The sequence below is a fragment of the Bradyrhizobium sp. PMVTL-01 genome, from assembly GCF_051861855.1.
Taxonomy (GTDB): domain Bacteria; phylum Pseudomonadota; class Alphaproteobacteria; order Rhizobiales; family Xanthobacteraceae; genus Bradyrhizobium.
On record NZ_CP193982.1, the window covers coordinates 8,069,645 to 8,093,955 of the forward strand.

General features: G+C 60.3%; 21 protein-coding genes, 1 tRNA gene and 2 pseudogenes. 10 read left to right on the forward strand and 14 right to left on the reverse strand.

Annotated elements, in window-relative coordinates:
- Positions 1-71: 71 nt before the first annotated feature.
- Positions 72-455: a response regulator gene (locus tag ACRQ5Q_RS38890; protein WP_439395079.1), complete on the reverse strand. Its 384-nt coding sequence runs from the start codon at positions 453-455 to the stop codon at positions 72-74.
- Between the two features lie 40 nt (positions 456-495).
- Positions 496-2,214, reverse strand: a complete 1,719-nt coding sequence (locus ACRQ5Q_RS38895) for an HWE histidine kinase domain-containing protein (protein WP_439395081.1) — start codon at positions 2,212-2,214, stop codon at positions 496-498.
- Positions 2,215-2,438: 224 nt separating this feature from the next.
- On the opposite strand from ACRQ5Q_RS38895, the pseudogene ACRQ5Q_RS38900 reads away from it, so the two are divergent.
- A pseudogene (locus ACRQ5Q_RS38900) lies at positions 2,439-2,582 on the forward strand (aquaporin Z); the annotation flags it as partial.
- A gap of 42 nt (positions 2,583-2,624) precedes the next feature.
- On the opposite strand, the gene ACRQ5Q_RS38905 reads toward ACRQ5Q_RS38900, so the two are convergent.
- The gene (locus tag ACRQ5Q_RS38905; protein ID WP_439395083.1) at positions 2,625-5,033 is read right to left on the reverse strand and encodes an ATP-binding protein; all 2,409 of its coding nucleotides are present in this window, start codon (positions 5,031-5,033) and stop codon (positions 2,625-2,627) included.
- 465 nt (positions 5,034-5,498) lie between these two features.
- Positions 5,499-5,693, reverse strand: a complete 195-nt coding sequence (locus ACRQ5Q_RS38910) for a DUF2735 domain-containing protein (RefSeq protein WP_439371547.1) — start codon at positions 5,691-5,693, stop codon at positions 5,499-5,501.
- A 444-nt stretch (positions 5,694-6,137) separates the two neighbouring features.
- Here ACRQ5Q_RS38910 and ACRQ5Q_RS38915 point away from each other — a divergent pair, with 444 nt between their 5' ends.
- A complete protein-coding gene (locus ACRQ5Q_RS38915) occupies positions 6,138-8,114 on the forward strand; it encodes an AI-2E family transporter (RefSeq protein ID WP_439395085.1) in 1,977 nt (658 codons plus the stop codon).
- 83 nt (positions 8,115-8,197) lie between these two features.
- Here ACRQ5Q_RS38915 and ACRQ5Q_RS38920 read toward each other — a convergent pair whose 3' ends face one another.
- The 5 genes from ACRQ5Q_RS38920 to ACRQ5Q_RS38940 form a co-directional block, all read right to left on the reverse strand.
- Positions 8,198-9,175 carry a putative zinc-binding metallopeptidase gene (locus ACRQ5Q_RS38920; RefSeq protein ID WP_439395087.1) on the reverse strand — a complete coding sequence of 326 codons (978 nt, stop codon included), beginning with the start codon at positions 9,173-9,175 and terminating at the stop codon, positions 8,198-8,200.
- Positions 9,176-9,470: 295 nt separating this feature from the next.
- Positions 9,471-10,445 (reverse strand): ABC transporter substrate-binding protein, encoded by a 975-nt coding sequence (locus ACRQ5Q_RS38925; RefSeq protein WP_439395089.1) that lies wholly within the window; start codon positions 10,443-10,445, stop codon positions 9,471-9,473.
- 356 nt (positions 10,446-10,801) lie between these two features.
- Positions 10,802-12,013: an ATP-binding protein gene (locus ACRQ5Q_RS38930; RefSeq protein ID WP_439395091.1), complete on the reverse strand. Its 1,212-nt coding sequence runs from the start codon at positions 12,011-12,013 to the stop codon at positions 10,802-10,804.
- A gap of 795 nt (positions 12,014-12,808) precedes the next feature.
- A complete protein-coding gene (locus ACRQ5Q_RS38935) occupies positions 12,809-12,955 on the reverse strand; it encodes an ATP-dependent DNA ligase (protein WP_439371552.1) in 147 nt (48 codons plus the stop codon).
- A gap of 120 nt (positions 12,956-13,075) precedes the next feature.
- Complete coding sequence (locus tag ACRQ5Q_RS38940) at positions 13,076-13,414, reverse strand: hypothetical protein (protein ID WP_439395093.1); 339 nt, start codon at positions 13,412-13,414, stop codon at positions 13,076-13,078.
- Positions 13,415-13,527: 113 nt separating this feature from the next.
- Between ACRQ5Q_RS38940 and ACRQ5Q_RS38945 the strand changes: the two are divergent.
- Positions 13,528-13,711: pseudogene (locus ACRQ5Q_RS38945) on the forward strand (DUF3606 domain-containing protein).
- 649 nt (positions 13,712-14,360) lie between these two features.
- On the opposite strand, the gene ACRQ5Q_RS38950 reads toward ACRQ5Q_RS38945, so the two are convergent.
- The 5 genes from ACRQ5Q_RS38950 to ACRQ5Q_RS38970 all read right to left on the reverse strand — a co-directional run bounded on the left by ACRQ5Q_RS38950 (position 14,361) and on the right by ACRQ5Q_RS38970 (position 18,268).
- A complete protein-coding gene (locus ACRQ5Q_RS38950; RefSeq protein WP_439395095.1) occupies positions 14,361-14,633 on the reverse strand; it encodes a hypothetical protein in 273 nt (90 codons plus the stop codon).
- Between the two features lie 369 nt (positions 14,634-15,002).
- Complete coding sequence (locus ACRQ5Q_RS38955) at positions 15,003-15,236, reverse strand: hypothetical protein (protein WP_439395097.1); 234 nt, start codon at positions 15,234-15,236, stop codon at positions 15,003-15,005.
- A gap of 351 nt (positions 15,237-15,587) precedes the next feature.
- Complete coding sequence (locus ACRQ5Q_RS38960) at positions 15,588-15,803, reverse strand: hypothetical protein (protein ID WP_439371556.1); 216 nt, start codon at positions 15,801-15,803, stop codon at positions 15,588-15,590.
- 629 nt (positions 15,804-16,432) lie between these two features.
- Positions 16,433-16,509 (reverse strand) — tRNA-Arg (locus ACRQ5Q_RS38965).
- Positions 16,510-16,768: 259 nt separating this feature from the next.
- The gene (locus ACRQ5Q_RS38970) at positions 16,769-18,268 is read right to left on the reverse strand and encodes a sensor histidine kinase (protein ID WP_439371558.1); all 1,500 of its coding nucleotides are present in this window, start codon (positions 18,266-18,268) and stop codon (positions 16,769-16,771) included.
- A gap of 364 nt (positions 18,269-18,632) precedes the next feature.
- Here ACRQ5Q_RS38970 and rpmH point away from each other — a divergent pair, with 364 nt between their 5' ends.
- From rpmH to ACRQ5Q_RS39005, 7 genes are all read left to right on the forward strand, one after another.
- Positions 18,633-18,767 carry a 50S ribosomal protein L34 gene (rpmH, locus tag ACRQ5Q_RS38975; protein WP_008542748.1) on the forward strand — a complete coding sequence of 45 codons (135 nt, stop codon included), beginning with the start codon at positions 18,633-18,635 and terminating at the stop codon, positions 18,765-18,767.
- A 26-nt stretch (positions 18,768-18,793) separates the two neighbouring features.
- Positions 18,794-19,201, forward strand: a complete 408-nt coding sequence (rnpA, locus tag ACRQ5Q_RS38980; protein ID WP_439395099.1) for a ribonuclease P protein component — start codon at positions 18,794-18,796, stop codon at positions 19,199-19,201.
- Between the two features lie 16 nt (positions 19,202-19,217).
- The gene (yidC, locus tag ACRQ5Q_RS38985) at positions 19,218-21,068 is read left to right on the forward strand and encodes a membrane protein insertase YidC (protein WP_439371560.1); all 1,851 of its coding nucleotides are present in this window, start codon (positions 19,218-19,220) and stop codon (positions 21,066-21,068) included.
- A gap of 141 nt (positions 21,069-21,209) precedes the next feature.
- Positions 21,210-21,863 (forward strand): ribosome biogenesis GTP-binding protein YihA/YsxC, encoded by a 654-nt coding sequence (gene yihA / locus ACRQ5Q_RS38990; protein ID WP_211413002.1) that lies wholly within the window; start codon positions 21,210-21,212, stop codon positions 21,861-21,863.
- Complete coding sequence (locus tag ACRQ5Q_RS38995; protein WP_439371561.1) at positions 21,863-22,228, forward strand: DUF423 domain-containing protein; 366 nt, start codon at positions 21,863-21,865, stop codon at positions 22,226-22,228. Before yihA ends, ACRQ5Q_RS38995 begins: the two co-directional genes overlap by 1 nt.
- Positions 22,229-22,343: 115 nt before the next feature.
- Entirely contained in the window at positions 22,344-23,231 is an 888-nt protein-coding gene (argB, locus tag ACRQ5Q_RS39000; protein WP_439371562.1) for an acetylglutamate kinase, read from the forward strand.
- An 80-nt stretch (positions 23,232-23,311) separates the two neighbouring features.
- Positions 23,312-24,298, forward strand: coding sequence for a DUF1036 domain-containing protein (locus tag ACRQ5Q_RS39005; RefSeq protein WP_439375740.1), 987 nt, complete (start codon positions 23,312-23,314; stop codon positions 24,296-24,298).
- Positions 24,299-24,311: the final 13 nt, after the last annotated feature.

Sequence of the window (24,311 nt, forward strand, 5' to 3'; positions counted from 1 at the left end):
CCAGCAACAGTTTCGACGAATGGACTGTGGCAGTCGACCAGGCGAGGAGCGAAAACAGCCGTAAGCCAGCGTCAATCAATCGTATGCCGGGCGACGCTTGTGAGCTGGGCTCTAAGCCGTTCCAAAGTAATTGGCTTCTCGAGCACGCCTAGCGGCTTTATCGCCTTGGCGCGCGCCAATGTATGCGGGTCGGTGTTTGCCGTGGCGAACACTGATTCGATTCCGTATTGTGAACGAATGGCCAGGGCTGCCGTTATGCCGTCTGCGGCTCCGGCAAGCCGAATATCCATCAGAACGATGTCAGGTCGTGTTTCGCCCGCCATTCTGATCGCCTCGTCGGCTGTTGCCGCTGTCCCGACGACGGTGTGACCGAGAGATTTGGCCTGCTCCTCAAGATCAAGCGAAATGAAGAATTCGTCTTCGACGATCAGGATCTTGAGGTTGCCATTGTCCATAGCGCTCACTTAGCTCAGAACAACGATGGAGGTCCGCGGCTCATCGATCGTGAATATCGCCGGATAGTATATTTGGACTTGGTATGTCCTGTCGCCATCTTATACCTGAATCCGCGAACTCAAGTTGAGCCGAGCCGTTCAGAGCGCGCGGCACGAGCTCGGTGATCACCCTATAACCAAATCCCTTTTGCGATGGATCATGCGCAGCCGGCCCCCCCGTCTCGATCCACGAAAGAACTGCACCCTCACCGAGCCGGCTGCTACGGATCAAAATTTCGCCCGTTGTGACGGATAGCGCTCCGTGCTTCACAGCGTTTGTCGCGAGTTCATGCAAGGCAAAACCGAGGTTCTGCACGGCTGCTGCATTGAGAAGCAGGTTAGGGCCTTCCAGCCGAACACGATCGCTGATTCCAAAGATCTCCAGATGTGCGCGGACAAGATCGAAGAGCCATGCTCCCCGCCAGTTTTGTCGCAGCAACACGTCCTGCGATTGCGCGAGTCCCTGAATGCGTCGATCGAACTGAGCGATGAACTGGCTCACATCAGGGCTCCGACGAGCGGTCTGGACAGCCATTCCCTTCACGACGGCAAGTTGGTTCTTGGCACGATGAGCCAGTTCGCGCATCAGATAGGTGGAATGATCGGTTTGGGACCTCAGGTCAGCGGATGCTTTTACGAGTGTCGCAACAAGTATATTGGCCTCGACGAGCGATGTTGTGGCGGGCTTTATGATCTGGCTTCGAGAGATGGACTTAGCGATTCGGGTCGCCTCGTCGAGAGGTCGCGCCATGAGCAGCCCGAAATAGTAGGCGAGTGCCCAGCCAAGAACGACTGCCGTTCCTAAAGCCGCCGCGCCAATGGCGAAGCTGCGCCAACGTGGCGCTTCAACGAATGAGAGTGGCGCGCCGAGCGAGACATACCAGCCGGCGTGTTTGGATCGCGCCGTCGAACGCAAAATAGGCAGTCCTGCGACATTGAAAGCTCGATATACGTGGTCGCCCGCCTTTGCTGTTCGCTCAAAAAGTTCAGTCGGAAGCGGCGTGCCAACATACTCCTCCGGGCGATCGGAACGCGCAAGGATGATGCCGTTTTGATCCGTGACACCGGATATCCACCCCGGCGGATAATGTATCTGCTTAAGTATATCGGAGATGTATGAGGCCTGAAACGACATGATCAACACGTATTGAACTTGTCGCTCAGCATCGAACACCGGGATTTCCACATTGAAGACGTACAAGCCGTTAATGGACCCCTTGAACACGCCGGAAATCTGAGGGCGGCCGGTTTCGATGACGCGCTTTGCGGTGGCCGGGTCAGCCGTGGCTGGCAAAGGCGCGCCGTAATCGCTTAGCGTATCGACGAGTTGCCGATAGGATTTGTCGAGCAGGGCGATCGCTGCCTTCTTCGGCTTAAAGGCCGTGAGCGCCAGTTTATGAAATCCGCGCAGGTCGCCTGAGCTGAGTTCTGACGAGTTGGCGAGCGCCTCCAGAGTGACCATGGCGCGGTCGAGTTCTTTGTCAACATCAACTGCCAGATTCTTGGCGAACGCCACAAGGCGATTATCGGTTTGCGATTCCTCAGTGGAGGCCATGCGGTAAAGCCCGAACACCGAAACGCAAAGTAGCGGCAGGCTCAGCGCAAGCGCAAACAGTACCAGATACGTCCGGATCCGCTGCGGCCTCATCGCCATCCCCGGCGGCAGAGCAATGCGCCTCGTCTTGCCAAGGTCCAACCGTTGCGCGCCCGGACGCTCCATGGCGTCCGACTGGAGATCGGAAGATTCAGGTCCTCCTCGTAACGAGCCTGATTTTGGCAAATCTCGCCTCCCCGGAGCCGTACTCAACGCCCCGAAAGGTTCCCGGTTCCAAGTTACAGGAATGGCAAGCCGACTAACGCCTTAGGGCCTTTGTTCCGACCGACGTCCGCCCGTCGGGGTCTGGTTTGAGTCAACCGCGTCCGTCAAGCGACGGGGTGAGCACCCCCGCGCTGTTTGTCGGAGGATGGGCTCTGGCTCAGCGCTGGCTGTTCTGGGTAGCGCCGTTGATCGGAGGCGTGCTTGGCGGGGTGCTGTATTGCTGGCTCAGGGAGCATCCTTCGGCAGAGATCACCACCTGGCTAGAGTGAACGATAATTGTCTCGGCCCTACTTTCACGAGACCAACATGGTCTACGAGCTCGCGCGACTCCAACTATTGGGAATCAAGGTTCCGAGGCAGGCGGCCAACTCATCCTTTCGAAATGGCTTTGTCAGCCTCGGCAGGTCTGGGGCAATCCCCTCCACTTCTGAGTAACCGGATATTATCAACACTGGCACCCCAGGAGCCCGTTTGCGGATCGCACGTGCTAGATCGGCGCCGCTCATGCCGGCCATAAGGTGGTCGGTCACGATGAGGTCCAAGGAAGTTACGTCCTGGATCACCACGAGCGCTTCTTCGGCCGATTTGGCCTCAACGACGCGATAGCCGAGTTCTACAAGCATGTCCGACGTGCTTAAGCGCACAAACTCCTCATCATCCACTAACAGTGCTGTTCCCCGCCCCCGCATTGAGTCGCCATCGCGCGTGACGGGAGGCACCGCCGGTGTTGACTCCGTCTGAGGTAGCCACAGGTCGACGCGGGTGCCGAGATGCGGCTTGCTCTCGATTGTCAGGGCGCCGCCTAGCTGGGAGGCGAGGCCGTGCACCATGCTGAGGCCCAAGCCCGTGCCCTTTCCGACGCCCTTAGTTGAAAAGAATGGCTCGATGGCGCGAGAGCGCGTTGCGTCGTCCATGCCGATCCCGGTGTCAGCGACCGAGATTCGGACGTATCGTCCGGGCAGTATCTCCAGATTTTGCTCCGCCCGAACGTTTTCAGCAGCCGCGCTTATCCGAAGCGTGCCGCCATTTGGCATCGCATCGCGAGCATTCACGGCTAAATTCAGAAGCGCCATCTCAACCTGGTTCTGGTCGGCCTTGGCTGGCGGGAGATGGTCCTCGGCCTCAACAATCACGCTGATCTGCGGCCCCGCAGTGCTCGACATAAGGTCGGCGATGTTTCTCACCAAGTCGGAGATATCGACCGCGACCGGCTGGAGGGGCTGGCGCCGAGCAAAGGCGAGCAGCCGCTGGACAAGTACCTTGGCTCGTTCGGCCGATTGAACGGCGCCGGCGATCAGGCGCCGCTCCCGTTCACCCCCAAGCCCCCGGCGCTGGAGCATATCGAGCGCGCCAACGATTGGGGTAAGCAAATTGTTGAAATCATGGGCGACGCCCCCCGTGAGCTGACCCATTGCCTCCATTTTCTGGCTTTGCCGAAGCGCTTCTTGCGCGGCTGCGAGCTCCGCTTCGCGAGCTTTGGTAACGCTGAGATCTCGACCAACAGCGATGAAGTTTTGTCCGTCTAGTTCCGGCGCGACAGTCCACTCGATGTGCTTCCATCCACCTTGCACGGTTGCGATACGGTTTTCGAACCGGTTCGGCTGCCGAGTTTCAGCCATTTGAGCAATCGCCGCCAGAGTGCGCTCTCTGTCATCTGGGTGCATGAGAGTTGAATAGCCTCGTGCAATCAATTCTGGCTCGGTCCAACCTAATATGCGCGTCCAAGCAGGGCTAACAGCTGACATCCTGCCGGCGTAATCGGCCCGGGCGAGCATGTCCTGCGACAGATCCCAGAGGCGGTCTCGTTCTGCCGACCGGGCGGCGACCTGAGCTGCGAGCGTTTCGTTCAGGAGACGGAGACGCCCCTCACTCAACCTTAGTTCATGCTCCGCTCCGCGCCGCGCTATTGCTGCGTGGGTACGCTCCGCAAAATCATGGATGAGGGTGATCTCCTCGACAGTCCAAATACGTGGCACAGGCGAATGGACGAACATCTGCGCGACCGTTCGTCCATTTTCACTTATGGGCAAATCGACATGGGCTCTGATTCCAAGTAACCGAAATGCATCGGTATAGTCGGCGGTGCGCGGATCCTTCTCCACGTCCACGTTGATGACCACTCGGCCTTTGCGAAGGTCGTCGATATAGGAACCGTAGTCTGAGAAATGGTGCAGTCCGGCGAGATTATCGTATCCGGGGGCGAACCAGTTCCTCTCTACAAAAGTGGTCCCGGCTTCATGGTCGATCGCGCCGTAACCGACTCGCGAGGCGCCCAATGCCTTACCCAGAAGCTCAGAGGCCACGAAGGACAAGTTAGCAGTGTCCGCCACGTTTCGGAGGCGCTCGTCGAGTTGCAAAAGCGCATCGCGACCGCGCGTTGCCAAGACCTGGCTCGTCGTTTCGGCGACCGCGCAGAACATTCCGGCCACCAGACCGCTCTCGTCCCGGACTGGAGAATAAGAGAAAGTGAACCAGGTTTTCTCATCGTAGCCGTGCCGGTTCATCGTTAGAGGCAGGTTTTCACGGTAGGTGGCCTCGCCCGCCACGGCCGCATCGATTAATGGCGCAATGTCAGGCCAGATCTCGGACCAGACATCGAAGAAGCGTGCGCCCAGAGCACGTGGATGCTTGGTCCCAAGGATTTCCGCGTATGCGTCATTGTAGAGAAATCCAAGCTCTTCGCCCCAAGCCACGAACATGGGAAACTTGGAATTGAGCAAAAGGCCGACGACTGACCGCAGTGACTGCGGCCAGCTCTCGGGCCGGCCAAGCGGTGAGTTCGACCAGTTGTGAGCGCGCATGAGCGCACCGACGGTCCCGCCGCCATGGAGGAAGTTAGATTGGCCGACTAAGTTCTCTCTTCCGGGCATCCGACCAGCCATGTCTTAGCGAAAAAATATGCTGTGATTCAGAGAATGGAGATGATGCTTCTAAACCACCTAGCGGACGATTTATTGCACCAGATCGAGGCCTTCACTAGCTGCAGACGTTCATGCCAGTGCAAAGCACGAATAACTCGCTACCACCTTGTTCCATTCACATTCGATCATCTTCATAATTCGTGAAATTCCTCGCCCACGTTGATCGTCATTCGAAGCGCAGATCGAGAAAGGGCCGAAACGATTTCGCTTCGACCTTTTTTCCCTCGTACCGGACTGCGAAATGAATCGGGCCTTGCAGTGCTTTCAAGCCCGGGGCGAACCCTCGGATGCCCGAATGGCCTCCTCGTGGTACCAGCTCTCGCTACACACCGCTTCGCTCATTTTTGGAGCTGCCGCGGCCGATTGGATCTTCCCGTAACGTCGGCCGCCGAGAGCGGCGCGGCCGCCAGGGGGAAATTGGTAAATCTTGGCAGACCCCTCATCTGGATTTGCGCTCATGAGTTCCCTCTATGTTGATAAGCACAACTAAACTTGTTCAAGGGACATGTAAGTATTGGGCGGGGCAGCCGACTTGTTCTTTCGAGCCAATTTCTTGTCCTGTCCTGCCGAGCACGCTTATCTACGGTGTGAATGTCGCCATGCGCGCGAACTAGGAAGAAGCCGCTTCACCCCCACCTCGTCCCCACAAGCTGTGGAAGGATGATCTAGTTGTCGAACATCTAGAGGGGTTGTAAGTTAGCCTAGCGTGAAGGCTACAGCTGCTTTGTAACGGTCCAAGCCTCTGTGAGACCGGGATTCACGCAGCATAGCTCGATCAAACTGCGGAGCTGGCGCGCTTCTGATCTAGACGGTTTCACGCGATGACCTAGTCTGCGAGCTGGTCGCCTAACGTGATCGTCATCCGCAGGACCCCGCGCTCTCAACGACGACGGAGACACGGAGATGAGCCCTCTGGCCAGGCAGCCCTTCAAGGCACGGACCACCGAGGAACTGATCGCACTCCTGAGCGCCGCGTCGGCTGCGATCCTGGCGGTAATCATCATATCGACGCTGTATTTCGGGCGAGACATCTTCGTACCAGTGGCGCTGGCTGTCCTTCTCAGCTTCGTATTGGCTCCGGTTGTAGGTCTCCTGCAGCGTATCCGCGTTCCGCGCGGTCTGGCCGTCGTAGGCGTCGTCATCCTCGCCTTTATCCTGATTTTCGCGCTCGGCAGTCTCTTGGCGACGCAGCTAACCCAACTCGCCGGCGATCTTCCTCGCTATCAGTCTACGATCAGCGACAAGATACAGTCGTTCCGCAATACCAAAGCCGGAACGGGTACGCTGGAACGCGCGTCCGACATGCTGAAAGACCTCGGCAAGGAACTCGACAAGCCGAAGGACACCGCGTTAGTGCATGCGCCCGGTCCGGCGTCGGGCTCGACCACTTCTGCTCCGCCAGTGCCCGTGGAGGTTCGCCAGCCCGATCCCGGCGCTCTGGAAAGCCTTCGTGCCCTGATATCTCCCCTCATCCATCCGCTCGCGACCACGGGCATCATCATCATTTTCGTTGTCTTCATCCTCATTCAACGCGAGGATCTGCGTAACCGCCTCATCCGCTTGGCCGGCTCGTCCGATCTACAGCGAACGACTGCGGCACTAGACGATGCGGCGAGCCGCCTCAGCAAGCTTTTCCTCACCCAGCTCATTCTCAACGGAGCGTTCGGCGTGGTGATCGGCACGGGTCTTTGGTTCATCGGGATCCCCAGCGCAATCCTCTGGGGCATCTTGGCGGCTACGCTGCGCTTTGTGCCCTATATTGGTGCCGTGATCGCCGCCGCATTCCCGCTTGCTCTTGCGGTCGCCATCGATCCTGGCTGGTCCATGCTTCTGTGGACACTCGCTCTGTTTTTGGTCGTGGAGCCGATCGTGGGGCATGTCATCGAACCGATGGTTTACGGCCATAGCACAGGCCTGTCTCCTGTTGCCGTTCTTGCGTCGGCGACGTTCTGGACTGCATTGTGGGGACCCATCGGCCTTGTGCTCGCGACGCCGCTCACGGTCTGCCTTGTGGTGCTCGGGCGGCACGTGGAGCGGCTGGAATTCCTCGACATCATGTTCGGAGACCGGCCGGCGCTTGCTCCACCGGAAATATTTTATCAGCGCATGCTGGCGGGTGATCCGACCGAAGCAGCCGAGAAGGCCGAAGAATTTCTTAAGGAGCGATCGCTGGCCTCTTATTATGACGAAGTCGCGCTCCGGGGCTTGCAGCTAGCGCAGGCCGATGCCCAGCGAAATGCGCTTGATCAGGAACGTCTCACCAAGATCCGCGATGCGGTGAGCGAGCTCGTTAGCGACCTCGCCGATCAGGCTGAGCGGCCCCCTGCGAAAGGCGAGCCAACCATGGACGTGGAAGCATCCTCGGCGGTGGAAAGCGTTGCAGAAAACGCCGCGAACGAAGAGATGCCTTTCGTGCGCAAGGAAGATCTCCCGCCGGAGTGGCAGGGCGAGCACCCCGTGTTGTGCGTGGCCGGACGAAGCTTAGTCGATGAGGCGGCTGCAATCATGCTGGGCCAGCTCTCAACGGAGCACGGGTTGGCGGCGCGCGTAGAAGGCGCCTCCTCGCTGACATCCAGCAATGTGTTCCGCCTGGACACTACGGGGGTTATGATAGTATGCGTTGTCTATCTCGACATCAGCAGCCAGGCGCATATGCGTTACTCGGTCCGGCGGTTGAGGCGAAAATTGCCGAAGGCCACTATCATCCTGAGCTGTTTGGTCAAAGATATCGACGTTACGGCATTAGAAGCGATGCGCGAAGGTGCAAAAGCCGACCTTGCAGCCGCGAGCATTGGGGATACGGTCCGGCTTAGTATCGATGCCGGTGGTAGATCCAGCCAGACCGTGATGAAGCAGGCGACCGGCATAGCAGCGGCGTGACGTTCAGCGCCGGCCAGAGCAGTTGACTTGGCAATCTGTTGGCTCAACCCGCTGGCAAAGTGCCAAGCTAGACGTCCTGCCCTCTAAGCTCGATTTCTGAAGGCTACGAGGGCCATGTGCACCAAGTGAAGCTTTCCCTTGACCGCGGGTGAGATGTCAAACGGGTATGCTTCTGCCAGACCCAGTGAGCGATTGAGAACGTTGATAGACCGTGCGAGCGGACTCCAAAGGTCCAGCAACGCGTCGAAATCGCTCTCGAGGTACGGATCTCTCAACGTCTCCCGTGCTCGCGTCTCCAGAGACAATGGAAGCCCCGCCAGGGAATCGAGTGTCGCCACAATGTGCAGAAAGTGAGCAAATGTCTCGGCCCAATCTTCCCAGGGGTGAGACGTCGCATAAAGACTGATATGGCTTGCTGGGTCATGAGAGCGATCTTGGCGCGCATAGTAGGCGGCTAATGCGTCGTCATAGCTATTTGTTTCATCTCCAAAAACGAGTCGAAATGGCGCGTGAAGGCGTGCTTCATCGATCAATACATACCAGTAAAAGTGTCCGATCTCGTGTCGAAAATGACCGAGCAAGGTTCGGTAGGTTTCGCGCATGGAGACACGTCGGCTCTCTCGCTCAACGTCATCGGCTTCCGCAAGGTTGAGCGTAATGAGACCAGCCCGATGTCCTGTCAGCACCGGCCCGTGCTCGTCAGACAAGATTTCGAAGCTCACTTGCATTCCTTGCTTTGAGCAAAGCGGAAGACGGAGCCGTCGCAAATCGTAGAGAAGGCGACGCTTCGCTTGTTCGACCCGTTTCCAAAGCCACACGTTCCGCGAATTTGCGGTGCTCGGAATGACGCGGGTAAGAGAGCACGACTCGCAATAGTATCGGTTGCTAACTCTGCACCAGTTACAACCGATGATCTGCCGGTTGGAGCACGATTCCACTTCTTCTGATCTTACCATAGCAATCCGATTGGGATCGAAGACGGCCGGCATCCGGCATCCGACGCATTCAATTTGCTCGAATGCTAATTGCGTCCGACAATATGGGCAGTTGAATTCCCGCATGACGCTTTAGCTCCGACCGGGCGCAAAGGTGGGTTCCCCACCGGACAACGTCAGGACCCTAGTGCGTGCGGGAAGCCAATAGTCAGCGCGATCACCACCCGCACCCCCCATTTTAGAACGCCAATCGGGCTAATTGGGTTCGCGATGTCGAGACCAAGGCTGCTATCGTCTGCATAGGCAGCTCCTTCGAAACGTGGGAGCGTTACACGGCGCCCACTCCGTGGCACTCTCGTGCCGGTGGAGGAGCCGTCCACAGCATCATCATCGGACTCTTGCGCCGCAGCAGACCACATCTCTACTCGATCACCGCGTCCGCCCGACTTAGGAGCGTCGGGGGAATAGTTAGGCCGATCTCGTTCGCTATTTTCAGATTGATCACCAGTTCAAATCTAGTTGGCTGCATAACCGGCAAATCCGACGCCTTTTCGCCTTTGAATATACGGCCGACATAAATGGCCGCCTGACGCCAAGTGTCTGTCTTGTCGGGGCCATAGCTAATCAATCCTCCGGCGTCCACCTCCTCGCGTCCAGTGTAGATACCCGGAATTTTGTAGTGCAGGGCTTGGCTGGCAATTCGTTCATGGCCAACAAAGCCAAAGAACGGGTCGGTGCTCACAATGAAGGCTTCGATCTTCAACTGCGCCATAGTCTCAAATGCCACATCCACGTCGCTGATGGTGCTGGTATTGAGTACGTGAAGATGTTGCTCTAGGGCCGTTGCCGCTGCCTTGCCTTCCTTAATCTGGCGCTCCGCAAGTGTGCCCTGGGGATTAACCAGCAGCGCCACCTCAGTGGCCCGCGGTACAATCTCTCTTATTATCTCCATTCGCTTAGCGAGCAACGCGGCACCTATAAAGGTGGCGCCTGTGACGTTTCCACCGGGGTGATTAAGGCTATCGACAAGGCCATCTGCGACTGGGTCTCCGCCATAAGCGAAGACGATGGGTATGGTCATGGTCGCCGCTTTGGCGAGGCGTGCCGGGACCGGTGATCCCGTCGCAAAGATGGCATCCACCTGGCTCCTGACCAGACTGTCCGCGAGCGCAGGGAGCCGGTCGAACTGGCCGTTGGCTGAGCGTTCGACGATGGCGCGATTGCGGCCTTCCTCGTAACCGACCTCCTTGAGACCGGCATGGATTGCATTCATTACCCAAGCTGGTCGCGCCAGTGCCAGCAATCCCATCACTGGCATTGCCGTCTGTGCGGCGCGTGCAGCAATCGACCAGGCGGCGGTGCCTCCTGCTAGTGCAATGAATTTCCGCCGCCTCATGCGGTACCTCATTCGCGTAGGCCAGCCCTTGCTGGCGGTACGTTACATCAATCACTTGCGATTGAAATCCATTCCAAGCCACCTATGCGGCCGCCTCGGTCAGAAGCTGCCCTTGGGTAGCTCCAAGACGCTATACCGCTCAGCTCTCGAAAGCGGAAAGTGCGGCGCCAAGAGCGGAAGTCACCTAAGGGCCGATTTCGTCGAAAAAAGGCGGCAGTGTTCCGTTGTAGTCGTTGAGCCGAGATGAGACCGAGGTGGTCCTATGCGGGCCTTGGGATAGGCATCGCGATGAGTCGCCACGGCCGTCCCTTTTTCAACGGAATCGGCCAGACTCGGACGTCTCCAACTGGAAATCCCTACCTACCTGATAGCGGTACGCGAACGTGAAACTCTGCGCCACCGGCGGTCTTGTTCTCCGCCCATATCTGACCATCATGGGCTTCAACGATCGCACGCGCGATGGACAATCCCATTCCCATGCCGTGGGACTTGGTCGTGAAAAATGGTTGAAACACCAGTTGGACGTTGTCGACGCCGGGGCCGTCGTCCGATACGGCGATCTCAGCGCAATTCTCGACGCGCATTGTTGTCACGACGATTTTGCGGTTGACCCGCGGCATGCCCGACGTCGCATCCATGGCATTCAAAGCGAGATTGATGATGACTTGTTGAAGCTGAGTACGGTCGCACTCGACGGGCAATTCTTCGGACAGGGTCTCGCTGCCGAGGTCCACCTCCCGTGAGGTCGCCAACCTCGACAACAGCTCGACGGTATCTCGGACAATTCCATTAAGATCGTTTTTTTTGCGCTGAAATGGAGCCTTGGCCAACAACTCCCGCACCCGGTTTAGTACGTCGCTGGCGCGCTGGTTGTCTCGCTTGATTTCGGTCAGGATTGTCTTGAGTTCCTCCAGATTCGGCGCAGACGAATCAAGCAAGACCTTGCCGGACTCGCTGTTTGTAAGAATGGCCGCGAGCGGCTGGTTCAATTCGTGTGCAATTGTCGCGGCAAGCTGGCCCGCCACGTTGAAGCGATTCATCTGAGCCAACTCTGAGGTGCGCTTTATATTTTTCAGCTCCGCAGCTTCGGCCCGTTGTCTCAACTGATCGACCTCAAGGAGACGACGGCGCAGTTCGCGCTGAGTTTCCCTGTGCACGTGAATATCAATGCAGCTACCGATGTACCCCAGGAAAGAACCGTCCCGCGCATAACGAGGAATTCCCGTGTCATCGATCCAACGATACGCGCCATCATAACGACGCAAGCGGTATTCCATCCGGAATTCCTTTCGTGCGTCGAAATGGCTGATGTAAGTTTGCAGGCACGGATCTAAATCCTTTGGATGAACGCCCTCCGACCAGCCAGTGCCGAGCTCCTGCTGTATGTCCCGGCCCCTAAAATTCAACCAAGGCAGGTTAAACCAAACACATTGCTTATCTGTGTTGGACACCCAGATCATCACCGGGGCTACATCCATGACCTCACAGAACCTCGCATCCAGTCCACCCGGAAGCTCGAAAGGAAGATTAGTTGGGACTGAGTCACTCAAAGAGATGCGGCGCTTCATCGCTTGTTTTGCCCTCGATACTCGCGCCAGATGTTAAGCATTTTCAGGCACACGGCCAAGTGGCCGCTGGTCAATCGCGTCAGTTTAGCCCTGCCGCCATGGCTTCTGGTCAGAGGCGTTGAGCGGACATCTTCAGTGCTCATCGCAAGATCTCGGGCCAGAAGCTGACGTTCGTCCTATCGGCAAGGTGCCGCCGGCTGCCCTCACTCGCCGTCCTGCCTGGGGAACGGCTCTTGTGTCTTCCGACGACAAACGTATCGGGTATCGGCTCTCGGAGCAGTTCAAACGACTCTCGCAGGAGCTCGCGCGTCTGCTCGATCGTTTGGCGCAAATACCGTTCGTTCGAAATGGCGCAGCTAGAACGCGCACGCATCTCCCCTGATCTCACGCAGCAGCATGTTCGGCGATCCTTCGAGCAGATTGCCAAGTCCCGAGAAAGTCCGAAACGACAAAATGTCGGTCATCCGTAACCAAGCAAAAAGTAGGAGCCCTCATTGGCTCCGCCTACTGCTCTAGTCCTTGCGGATCGTCTCAGGGCCCAACCTAAGTTGAGGTAGTACATGGATAAAAAACAACTATTGATTGTGCCTGCATCGGTCTGGTGTTTTCACCGTGCCGCCGCAGCGGCGCTACTCTTTGCCTTTGATCTATCTCAAGTGGCGCGTGCGAGCCGCCCACATTCTCCCTTCACTAGGAGGCAACATGACAATGCGGCCTTGGATGTTGCATGCGCTGGCGTGGGGTGCAGCCGCCCTGGGCTTGGCAGCCATCATCTCCATGAGCATGTAGGGCCGCTCAGTGGCTCAGGCCCCCAGAGACCTCGGGCGGTGGATGGCGGCCGTTAATGATCCATGGGAAGCGGGCCGTCGAGTCGTAGCCATTGCGCGAGAACAGCCGGACGCGATCGCCGTCACGATCAATCCTGACGCGGTATCCGTCCATCTTGACTTCGTGGAGCCACTCGGGGGCCGTGTGGCACGGCTTTAGCCGCCGCAGGCAGGCAAAATTCGAAGGAGCTGCGCATAATCGGCAATCTATGCGCGAGAGCCGAAATGCGAGTCTTCAGAGCGGCAACGGGATCTGAACTCCCACGCGGCGGCCGAGTTGGGCCTCGATAAAGTCACTCAGGGCCTCCGAAACCTCGTGGCCTCCGGAACTGATATGTCGCTCCAACTCGCGGGCCACATCCTCCGATGCATCTCGGGACCAACCTTCGACCGGGTTGAAGGCGACCACGCGCAGCACCCGATCATATTGCCCGGCGAGCAGGTCGTCGATCAGTGTGGAAAGGTCGATGCCTTCGTCGGTCTCGCGGAAGGCCGCACCGTCGTGGAAGTCTTCGAGGACGATGTAGAAGTCCCTGTCGAGGCGATCGTTCGGAATGATGGACGGCGAGGCCATACGCGAGAACTCCACTCACCGGATTCCAAGATAGGCAACGGTCGGACCGAAGGCGAATCGGAACCTGCGAATTCCTCCTTTCGTTGCCGCGGTGCCAACATGGAGGAACTGGCATGGCAACGTCGAAAAAGCGGACCACGCGCGGACGCAAGGAGGACCGGGCGCACGGCGGGCGGACAGGATTACGAGGTGCGCTACGAAGCGAAGAAGACGCGCCGCTCTGCTTCCGCGGTGAAGAAGGCGGTCAAGAAGGTAGGCAGCAGCCGCAAGAAGGTTGAGCGGCGCCTGGGCCGATGAGGAGGGCCGTGGCACATTAGGAACCGTCGCCCCTTCGAGGAGTTCAATGATCACTCTTGCGTATCATCCTTTCGCAAGACGTGTCGCCAGACTAAGCTCCAGCTCGCTCCCCTCGGACTGGGACACCGTTTATTTCGGAAAATCTATTTTTACAAAAGCATTCGGAATCCCATGTCATGTAAAGCAATAGTCTCGGCTTACGTACGCTTGAGGAACCAGCAGGCACTCGAAGATATGAGAGATCTTCGGCACGAATTGCTCAAGTCCGCAGCCGGCTCTGCAATCAAGCACGTCAACGCTGATCTCCGATTGATCGAAGATGGGTTGGAACAGCTCCGCCGAAGTTAGCAAGCGGATAGTCATGACCTATCGCACCCGCAGAGCGACGGGGTGGACGCCCCTTCGCGCTCCAACCCCTTCACCCTTGTAGTCCTGCTTCCCTCTCACGCACCAGGCGTGCAACTCGCCGCGGGCCGTCCCACACCTCAACGGCAGCGTGGGCTTCTAAGAATTTCTCCGATCGAACTTGGGCGTCTTTGTCCGTTGGGCAATCGATTTCATAAACTGCACGGACAACGCCTCCTGCATCGACCGCGTACGCAACATATCGCATGGCAGTCCCCACATTGACGAGAACTGCTATCAAGATTCATTCGCCGCTTGATCGTTCCTGCGGCTGCGTCTCGTCATGGAGGAGGCGTGCAGATTGACGGCGCTGGAAAGAGACCCCAACTGAGGTCGGCCCTTCTTGCTGTCTCGACGGCCTGACTTCCGGGATGGGCTCGCTAAGAAGTTCTTTGGCCCTGGCGAGCAATTCGATAGATCGCTGAATTATTACCTTCTCGCGCTCGGTCTTACCGCGCATCCGCTCCAGCTTTAGTTCGATCTGTTCGGAAAGCCACCTCAAGTCGCCTGTTGCCATAAGCGCCTCCGGTCAATCCGGGAGATTAACTCATGTTAGGTTCCCTGGTTCCGCCCTCAGTTTCCCTAGCTCACGCTCGGGCGATAGCGTTCTGCAGAGTGAGGGTGCTTCCACTCGCATTTCCTGCGACATCGATTCACATGGCGGGAATCAGTGAGGGCGGGAAAGGTCGGCAACGCCGGGCTGGCGAAGGCATTTCATAGTTCTCTGCTCGCATCTGTTCCCAACACCAGATGCCCCAGCAAGGCCCCAGCCGTCTCCAACAACGGTTGGGGCCTTTCTTTGCGCGTCGCAAGCTTGAAAATCAGCGCGGGCGCGCACGGGATGGCGCGGGGCCGAAGGGCCACCGGCGGGTGGCTTCTCCAAGAACTACGAGTTGAGGTCCGAGGTTTGGAAAGGCTGTTGCGTCTTGCTGCCTAAGAAGGTCTCGTTCGCCTTCCCGTATTTGATGAGATATTCAAGCTGATCCGCGAGCACCTTGAAGTGCTCGGCCATCCTTCCGAACGTGTCCCGCTTCAGAGGATTGGTAGCAAGATCGCGGATCAATTCGCATTCGGCGATTTGGGCGCGCAATTTCTCTAAATGCGCTTGTACGTCTTTCACAGACGCCTCCCGCTGTAGTTAGGGCGGGAGCGCAATCGGTCTCTCAGTCACCGATAGTAGCCACGATCCGAGCGGTGATGCTTTCCAGATTGCATCCTCGAACTTGGCAGTCAACGGAATTAGAGTGCCGAAAGTTATATAGGCACCCCTCAAATTTAACATGGGTTAAATTGCGGGCAGCACCCGCCATACTGCGGAAGGCCGCGGGCTCTTTGAAATACAGCCCCCGCTGGAGGTGCTTTGGGGGCAGAGAGACGGCCCCGACTTCTCAGGGGTGTATCGGCCGGGGCCGCTCCGCCGGCCCGGGCGGTAAGCCAGCCGAGGACGATGAAATGTCGCTTCCCTGGTTCCTTATTTGAGCAGATCTTCGCCGGGCTTCAGCAGCTTCACATAGGTTCCGCTCTCATGCAGCTCGGGCCAGCCGCGCTCAACCGCGAACCTGATGCCGGCACCGAACTCTGCGCCGGCCGCCTTGCAGCCCTCCTTCGAAAGGAATGGCCCGTTGATCTTCGCGATGTGGATACGGCCGTCGTGGACCGGCTCGATGCCGGCGGCCAGCTCTAGCAACTTGCGCGCGGCGGCCTCTGGATCGGCAAAAGGCCGGCTCGGGGCGAAGTCACGCCGCGCCCTTACGATCGCGTGGGTTCGCTAAGTCGTTCCAGGCCAATGCGATCCGCAGCCACTTTTCGCGCTCCAGGGGGCACGTCGCTGCCAGAGCTTTTCTCATTGCAGCGAGAGCTTCTGCTTGATGGTCGGGGGGTCGAAGCATGAGGACTATCGTTCGTCGGAATTATTAAAACCAACGTAACGAGACAGCCCGGGAAACTACCGGTCAGGACGTGGGGCCATTGTCGACCGATCGGAGATCATTTGGCTGCCGGATCACATCTCGGCCTTCATGAAGGTTGCTACGCTCGAGATGCAGCAAGCCTTAATCCTCGGGCTGCACACCGGGCAACGCGAGGGTGACCTTCTGCGGATGCCATGGTCTGCTTATGACGGCGCCACCATCAGCCTCCGCCAGGGCAAGAGCCGCCGTGGCAGCAAGCTCGGCCCCTAATCCAAATCCCTGCACCACCGCTCTGCGCCGCATGCTCGACGGCACGGAGCGCATCTCGCCGCTGATCCTCACGACCAAGACGGGCTCACCGCGAAAGCCGACGAAAGGAAAAGGCGTTGCATAGCAATATGTTAAATGGCGCGCCCGGAACGATTCGAACGTCCGACCCTCAGATTCGTAGTCTGATGCTCTATCCAGCTGAGCTACGGGCGCGTTTTTCGCTGATAGTGCGGGCTTGAGCCCGCACGCAGCCTCCGGACAGCGCCGGAGGGGTGCGAAAGAGCGCTCTGACTAACCGCTCTTGCCCCGATTGGCAAGGTCCGGGATAGGGAGATTTTCGCGTATTTCCACCTTCCTGGGCGTCATTCCGGGATGGCGCGCAACATAGCTCGCGACTTCGTCGCGCCCCGGAATGACGGATAGATGGGTGCGCACGGCCGCGGAAATGCCGCTCAGTCGGCCGCTGGCCGACTTACGCCCTTTGCCGCTCGTTGCGGATGGAGAGAAGTTCCACGGGACGGTCGGGAATGACGATCCGGAAGGTGGCACCGATGGTGCCTTCGACGAGGTGGATGTCGCCGCCATGGGCGCGGACGAGCTCGGCCGCGATCGCAAGGCCGAGGCCGCTGCCGCCGGGGCGGCCGGAGGTCTGGAAGGCCTCGAACAGGTGCTCCCGGGTCTTCGGGGGCACGCCGGGGCCCGTGTCGGAGACCTCCAGGATGGCGACGGCGCCCTCGCGCTTTCCGGTGATCCGGATCTGCTGCGGTCCGCCATCGCCGGAGGCGTGGCTTTCCAGCGCCTGGGCGGCGTTGCGGACGAGGTTGAGGAGCACGCGGAACAGCTGGTCGGGATCGGCATCGACCGCGAGGCCGCGCTCGATGGCGGCGACCCAGGCGATCGAGGCATCGTTGGCAAGGCCCGCGGTCTCGCGCACCTCCAGCACCACCGGCTCGATCAGGATCATGCGGCGGTCGGGCGCGGCCTCCTGGGCGCGGCCATAGGACAGCGTCGACTGGCAGAAGGCGATGGCGCGCTCGAGCGAGCGCACGAGCTTTGGCGCAAAGCGCTGCACCCGCGGGTCGGGCACGCTGGCGAGCTGGTCCGACAAAAGCTGGGCCGACGCCAGCAGGTTACGCAGATCGTGGTTGATCTTGGATACCGCGAGGCCGAGGGCGGCGAGCCGGCTCTTCTGATTCAGCATCGACATCAGGTCGCGCTGCATGTCCGACAATTCGCGCTCGGCGACGCCGATCTCGTCGCTGCGCTGGCTCGGCACGATGATTCCCGCCGAGCTTTCCGGGTTCTCGTGGAAGCCGACCAGGCTCGCGGTCAGCCGCCGCATCGGCCGCACGAAGAGATAATGAAGCGCGAGATAGACGAGGCCCGCGGTAAGCACCCCGATGATCAGCGCGACCACGACGACGTTGCGGGAGAAGCGGTACATCGACTGCCGCAGCGGCAATTCGTCGGTCACGATCTCGACGAACTGGGCGTTGCCGACGCCTGGGCCAACGATGCGGATCGGCTGGTTGCCGGTCTCCAGCATCATCTGGAAGGAGCCGGTGATCGCCTCCCACACCGTCATGTCGCGCAGGTCGACGTCATGCCCGATCGTCGCAGGCAGATTGTCGCTGGCGAGCAGCCGGCGCTGCTGCCCCATCTTGATGGCGACGGCGCGGGCATTGATGCTCTTCAGGATCTCGCGCGAGAGCGAATCGGGGACCATGCCGAGCGGCGCGGCATCGAGCACCAGCGCTGCCGTGTTGGCGGCCGCGACGCGGTCGTTGAGCCGGTTGACCCAGAAGTTGGCGATGGCGGGCACGTAGAGCAGGATCGCGGCGATCATCACGAGGGGGACGGTCAGCAGCAGCAGCTTGCCCGACAGCCCAAGCCCGGCAGGCCCGCGCGGCCGCGCCGCGCGCGGGTCCTGCTGATCCGTATCCTGGATCGGCTGGAGGTCAGTCTCTGCCACGAAATTCGCCCTCGCTGACTTGCCCGGTGAACGATCTGGCGGATGAAGGATGCGGCCCGCCCCCGGCCCGGTCAAATTACGGATCGCTAATATGCCGAGGTGGGATGTAGGTGCTGATCTGGCCAGTCGCTACCTCACGGGTTAAAAACCCCGCACAAACAGCGATATTCACCGGAATCGTGCGCTTGTGCGGCGTTGACGAAAACAAGGCGCTCCCTTATAAGCCGCGCGAATTGTCCGCGATGACCCGGTGTGACGCCGGGAGCGGCTCTCTTGGGGCCGAAAAGGGCCCGTTTTGGGCCGCATCTTCCGGACTTTACCATCAATTCTACAGGCAAATTGCCCGGTCAGCGGAGAAAAACCCGTGAAGCGGACTTATCAACCCAGCAAACTGGTGCGCAAGCGCCGTCACGGCTTCCGTGCCCGCCTCGCCACTGCCGGCGGCCGCAAGGTTCTCGCCGCCCGCCGCGCCCGCGGCCGCAAGCGTCTGAGCGCCTGAGCCGGACCCCCTTTTGGGATTTCATCATGGATCGGCTGAGGCAGCGGGCGGATTTCCTCGCCGTTGCCAATGGCGCGCGGGTGAATAGTCCCGCGTTCGTCCTGCAAAGCCGTCGCCGCGACGATCCTGGCCCGATCCGGATCGGTTTCACCGTCACCAAAAAGAACGGCAACGCCCCCGAGCGCAATCGCATCCGGCGCCGGCTTCGCGAATTGGTGAAGCGGCTCGATCCGGTGTCGATGCAGCCCCATCATGACTATGTACTGGTCGGCCGGAGGGACGCGCTCTCGCGCGACTTCGCCACCATGCTCGACGATCTGCGCATAGCGTTCACGAAGCCCGCGCGGCATACGGCCAAGGAGTCTCACAAGGGACCTGCGAAGCGGCGCGGCGAAAAGCCGGGCGCTGCTTCTGCCAGCCGCAAACCGGATTGATGACGAGACATTAGAGATGACCGACAATCGCAATACCATCCTCGCCGTCATTCTGTCGGGCCTCGTCCTGATCGCCTGGCAATATTTCTACAACGTGCCGCAGATGGAGAAGCAGCGCGCTCAGCAGCAGGCGCAGGCCGAGTTGCAGAAGACGACGCCGCAGCCGACCGCGACCGCGACGCCGGGCAGCGCACCGCAAGCCGGCAGCGCCGCGCAGCCGTCGACGCCGGGCGCGAGCCAGCAGGCCCAGCCGGTCGTTTCCCGCGATGCCGCGATCGCGGCCAGCCCGCGCGTCAAGATCGACACGCCGCGGATCGCCGGCAGCATCTCGCTGAAGGGCGGCCGCATCGACGACATCGCGCTGGTGCAATTCCGCGAAACGGTCGATCCGAAGTCGCCGCCGATCATCCTCTATTCGCCTTCCGGCACGGCGGAGCCCTATTACGCCGAGTTCGGCTGGGTGGCCGCGACGGGCGTGACGGCGAAGATGCCGGATGCCCAGACCGTCTGGCAGCAGGAGGGCAGCGGCAGCCTGACGCCGACGAGCCCGGTGGTGCTGAAATGGGACAATGGCGACGGCCTCACCTTCCGCCGCACCATCTCGGTCGACGACCACTATCTCTTCACCATCAAGGACGAGGTGAGCAATGTCGGCAACGCGCCGGTCACGCTCTATCCGTTCGCGTTGATCTCGCGCCACGGCGCGCCGCAGGTCTCGGGCTACTACATCCTGCATGAAGGCCTGATCGGCTATCTCGGCGACCAGGGCCTGCAGGAATACGCCTACAAGAAGATCGACGAAGCCAAGAAGGTGGACTTCAAGGTCACCAATGGCTGGCTCGGCATCACTGACAAGTACTGGGCCTCGGCGCTGCTGCCCGACACCAATGCGCAGCTGCAGGCGCGCTTCTCGTCGAACCCGACCGGCAATCTCCACACCTACCAGACCGACTATCTGCTCGACCCCGTCACCGTCGCGATCGGCGGCACCGCGACCGCGAACGCGCGGCTGTTCGCGGGCGCCAAGGAAGCCGGCGTTGTCGGCGTGTTCCCGTTCGCCGGCCTCGGCGGCTACAACAAGGCGCTCGGCCTCAACCATTTCGATCTGTTGATCGACTGGGGCTGGTTCTACTTCATCACCAAGCCGATGTTCCTCGGCCTCGACTTCTTCTACCGCTTCTTCGGCAATTTCGGCATCTCGATCCTGCTCGTGACCGTGATCGTGAAGCTGCTGTTCTTCCCGCTGGCGAACAAGTCCTACGCCTCGATGGCGAAGATGAAGTCGATCCAGCCGCAGCTGCAGGCGCTAAAGGAGCGCTATCCCGACGACAAGGTGAAGCAGCAGCAGGAGATGATGGAGATCTACCGCAAGGAGAAGATCAACCCGGTCGCCGGCTGTCTTCCCGTGGTGATCCAGATCCCGGTGTTCTTCTCGCTCTACAAGGTGCTGTTCGTCACCATCGAGATGCGGCACGCGCCGTTCTACGGCTGGATCAAGGATCTCTCCGCGCCGGATCCGACCAACCTCTTCAACCTGTTCGGGCTGATCCCGTTCGATCCGACCACGATTCCGGTGTTCGGCCATTACCTCGCGCTCGGCATCTGGCCGATCATCATGGGCATCACGATGTGGTTCCAGATGAAGCTGAACCCGACGCCGCCGGATCCGACGCAGCAGATCATCTTCAACTGGATGCCGCTGATCTTCACGTTCATGCTGGCGGGCTTCCCGGCGGGCCTCGTGATCTACTGGGCCTGGAACAATCTGCTCTCGGTGATCCAGCAGAGCTTCATCATGCGCCGCAACGGCGTGAAGGTGGAGCTATTCGACAATCTCAAGGCGACGTTCGCGAAGAAGGCGACGTAATCGTCATTGCGAGGAGCGAAGCGACGAAGCAATCCAGACCGTTTCCGCGGAGAAAGTCTGGAGTGCTTCGCTTCCGCCTTCGCTCTTCGAGCTACGGCGGACAAGTCGCTCGCAATGACGCGGGGAAACAGCGAGCTTCGCATGACCGACGACAAAGATGCGAAGCTGATCGAGGCCGGGCGCAAGCTGTTCGCACGCGACTGGCAGTTCATCTGGGCCTCGCCGTCGATCCAGACACTGCCGCCGATGGAGGGGCTCGAGATCGCCTTTGCCGGCCGTTCCAATGTCGGCAAGTCCAGCTTGATCAACGCGCTCACGGGACGCAACGCGCTGGCGCGCACCTCGCATACGCCGGGCCGCACCCAGGAGCTGATCTTCTTCGAGGTCCCCGGCAAGAAGGACCTGCGCCTCGTTGACATGCCGGGCTATGGCTATGCCAAGGCACCGAAGAGCCAGGTCGCGTCCTGGACCGAGCTGATCCACACATTCCTGCTGGGCCGCGCCAGCCTCGCGCGCGTCTACGTGCTGATCGACGCGCGGCATGGGCTGAAGGACGTCGATCTCGAGATCCTGAAGACGCTCGACCGCTCCGCCGTCAGCTACCAGATCGTGCTCACCAAGGCCGACCAGGTGAAGGCCTCCGAGCTGCAATCGCGCATCGCCGAGACCGAGGCGGCATTGGCAAAACATCCGGCCGCGTTCCCGAACGTGCTCGCCACCTCCTCGCGTAGCTCGACCGGCATGGCCGAGCTGCGGGCCGCGATGGCGAAGCTGCTGGAAGAGCGGAGCAAGTAATGGTGGCGCACCGCCTCCTGATCGGGCTTACCGGCTTGATGGGCGCCGCCGGCGTCGCACTCGCCGCGGCCTCCGCCCATGGCGCGGACGCGAGTCGCCTCGCCTCCGCCAGCGCCATGCTGCTGTTTCATGCAACTGCCATGCTTGCGGTGATTGGTTTGCTCACGCGCGGCGTTCTGCACGGCGGAATTGGCCTCATCGCGGCGTCCGGCTTTGTGATCGGCGCCGCGCTGTTCGCCGGCGATCTCACCTTGCGGCAATATGCGGGGCACTCGCTGTTTCCCATGGCGGCGCCGACCGGCGGGACGGTGATGATTGCGAGCTGGCTGGCGGTGACGCTCGCGGCCGTGGTGGCGAGGAAGTAGGTGCCTTCTTCCTTCTCCCCTTGCGGCCCACAAGGGGAGAGGGGAAGAACATCGCTTTGCGCCCGCCCGCCAATCGGATAGAACGCGCCGACCGATCCGCCAGCGAGACCGCGACATGACCGACATCTCCCCGCTCGACCAGGCCCGCATCCTGTCCGAAGCGCTGCCGCACATGCAGCAGTATGACGAGGAAACCATCGTCATCAAATATGGCGGCCATGCCATGGGCGACGAGGAGACCGCGAAGAACTTTGCCCGCGACATCGTGCTGCTGGAGCAGACCGCGATCAACCCCGTGGTGGTGCATGGCGGCGGACCGCAGATCGCGACCATGCTCAAGCGTCTCGGCATCGTCTCGGAGTTCGCCGCTGGCCTGCGCATCACCGACGCCGCCACCATCGAGATCGTCGAGATGGTGCTCGCCGGCTCGGTCAACAAGCAGATCGTCGGCTACATCAACGAGGCCGGCGGCAAGGCCGTCGGCTTGTCCGGCAAGGACGGCAACATGGTGAAGGCGACGAAGACGACGCGCAGCATCGTCGATCCGGGTTCGCATATCGAGAAGGCGGTCGATCTCGGCTTCGTCGGCGACCCCGAGAAGGTCGATCTCACGCTGCTCAACCAGCTGATCGGCTACGAGCTGATCCCGGTGCTGGCACCGCTCGCTACCTCCAAGGACGGCCAGACGCTGAACATCAACGCCGACACCTTTGCCGGTGCGGTTGCGGGCGCGCTGAAAGCAAAACGCCTGTTGCTGCTCACCGACGTGCCCGGCGTGCTCGACAAGTCGAAGAAGCTGATCCCGCAGCTCTCGGTCAAGGACGCGCGCAAACTGATCGCCGACGGCACCATCTCCGGCGGCATGATCCCGAAGGTCGAGACTTGCATCTACGCGCTCGAACAGGGCGTCGAGGGCGTCGTCATCATCGACGGCAAGATGCAGCACGCGGTGCTGCTCGAGCTGTTCACCAACCAGGGCACGGGGACACTGATCCACAAGTGAGGGGCGAGAAGACGAGAGACGCCGTCATGGTCGGGCGGAGAGAGCCGAGGCATTGCCGTTCCGCCCTCAGCCGTTTCCTGATGACGCTGCCTGCGGCCGCCGTCTCGTTCTTCTTCTCCTCCGCGCCGGCGTTCGCCGACCTCAAGATCTGCAACCGCATGTCCTATGTCGTGGAGGCCGCGATCGGCATCGACGACAAGGCGGCGACCGCGACGCGCGGCTGGTTCAGGATCGATCCCGCCACCTGCCGCGTGGTGGTGCAGGGCACGCTGACCGCCGACCGCATTTTGCTCAATGCTCGCGCGCTCGGCATCTACGGCGCCTCCCCGATCCCGCAGAACGGCAACGACATGCTGTGCGTTGCGCAGGACAATTTCGTCATCGCCGCCGCGCGACAGTGCCGCAGCGGGCAGACGCAGGTTCCCTTCACCCAGGTGACGCCGACGCGAGGCGACGACGGCAATCTCGTCAGCTATCTCGCCGAGGATTCCGAATATGACGACGAGCAGGCGCGGCTCGCCGGCATCCAGCGGCTGCTGGTGATCATCGGTTACGACGTCGGCGCCATCGACGGCGTCGACGGGCCGAAGACGCAGGCAGCCCTCGCCGCATTCCTGAAGAGCCGCGGGCTGTCCTCCGACACGGTGTCGTCGCAAAATTTCTTCAAGATCATGGTCGATGCGACCCAGACGCCGTCGGCAAGCGGGCTGACCTGGTGCAACGACACGCCGCACAAGGTGATGGCGGCGATCGCCACCGACGACGGCAAGTCCGTGACCAGCCGCGGCTGGTACCGCATCGATCCCGGCAAGTGCCTGCATCCCGACGTGAGCGGCCAGCCGAAGCAGATCTTCAGCTTCGCCGAAGCGGTCGATGCCGACAACCGCACGATCAAGCAGAAGGACAGGCCGCTGAACTGGGGCGGCGACAAGCAGCTCTGCACGCGCGAGACCAAGTTCGAGACGGTTGAGCAGACCGATTGCGCCGCGCGCGGATTTGCGGCGGCGGGCTTCGGCGCGGTGGACATGTCGAGCGGCGGCAAGACGCTGCGGTTTGCGGTGCCGTGATTGATAGAGTTTT

Bases quoted from the DNA above. Each gene is read 5' to 3' on its own strand.
- ACRQ5Q_RS38890 (WP_439395079.1), bottom strand. From the start codon at position 455: ATGGACAATGGCAACCTCAAGATCCTGATCGTCGAAGACGAATTCTTC.
- ACRQ5Q_RS38895 (WP_439395081.1), bottom strand. From the start codon at position 2,214: ATGGAGCGTCCGGGCGCGCAACGGTTGGACCTTGGCAAGACGAGGCGC.
- ACRQ5Q_RS38910 (WP_439371547.1), bottom strand. From the start codon at position 5,693: ATGAGCGCAAATCCAGATGAGGGGTCTGCCAAGATTTACCAATTTCCC.
- ACRQ5Q_RS38915 (WP_439395085.1), top strand. From the start codon at position 6,138: ATGAGCCCTCTGGCCAGGCAGCCCTTCAAGGCACGGACCACCGAGGAA.
- ACRQ5Q_RS38920 (WP_439395087.1), bottom strand. From the start codon at position 9,175: ATGCGGGAATTCAACTGCCCATATTGTCGGACGCAATTAGCATTCGAG.
- ACRQ5Q_RS38925 (WP_439395089.1), bottom strand. From the start codon at position 10,445: ATGAGGCGGCGGAAATTCATTGCACTAGCAGGAGGCACCGCCGCCTGG.
- ACRQ5Q_RS38930 (WP_439395091.1), bottom strand. From the start codon at position 12,013: ATGAAGCGCCGCATCTCTTTGAGTGACTCAGTCCCAACTAATCTTCCT.
- ACRQ5Q_RS38935 (WP_439371552.1), bottom strand. From the start codon at position 12,955: ATGGACGGATACCGCGTCAGGATTGATCGTGACGGCGATCGCGTCCGG.
- ACRQ5Q_RS38940 (WP_439395093.1), bottom strand. From the start codon at position 13,414: ATGGCCTCGCCGTCCATCATTCCGAACGATCGCCTCGACAGGGACTTC.
- ACRQ5Q_RS38950 (WP_439395095.1), bottom strand. From the start codon at position 14,633: ATGGCAACAGGCGACTTGAGGTGGCTTTCCGAACAGATCGAACTAAAG.
- rnpA (WP_439395099.1), top strand. From the start codon at position 18,794: ATGGATCGGCTGAGGCAGCGGGCGGATTTCCTCGCCGTTGCCAATGGC.
- yidC (WP_439371560.1), top strand. From the start codon at position 19,218: ATGACCGACAATCGCAATACCATCCTCGCCGTCATTCTGTCGGGCCTC.
- yihA (WP_211413002.1), top strand. From the start codon at position 21,210: ATGACCGACGACAAAGATGCGAAGCTGATCGAGGCCGGGCGCAAGCTG.
- ACRQ5Q_RS38995 (WP_439371561.1), top strand. From the start codon at position 21,863: ATGGTGGCGCACCGCCTCCTGATCGGGCTTACCGGCTTGATGGGCGCC.
- argB (WP_439371562.1), top strand. From the start codon at position 22,344: ATGACCGACATCTCCCCGCTCGACCAGGCCCGCATCCTGTCCGAAGCG.
- ACRQ5Q_RS39005 (WP_439375740.1), top strand. From the start codon at position 23,312: ATGACGCTGCCTGCGGCCGCCGTCTCGTTCTTCTTCTCCTCCGCGCCG.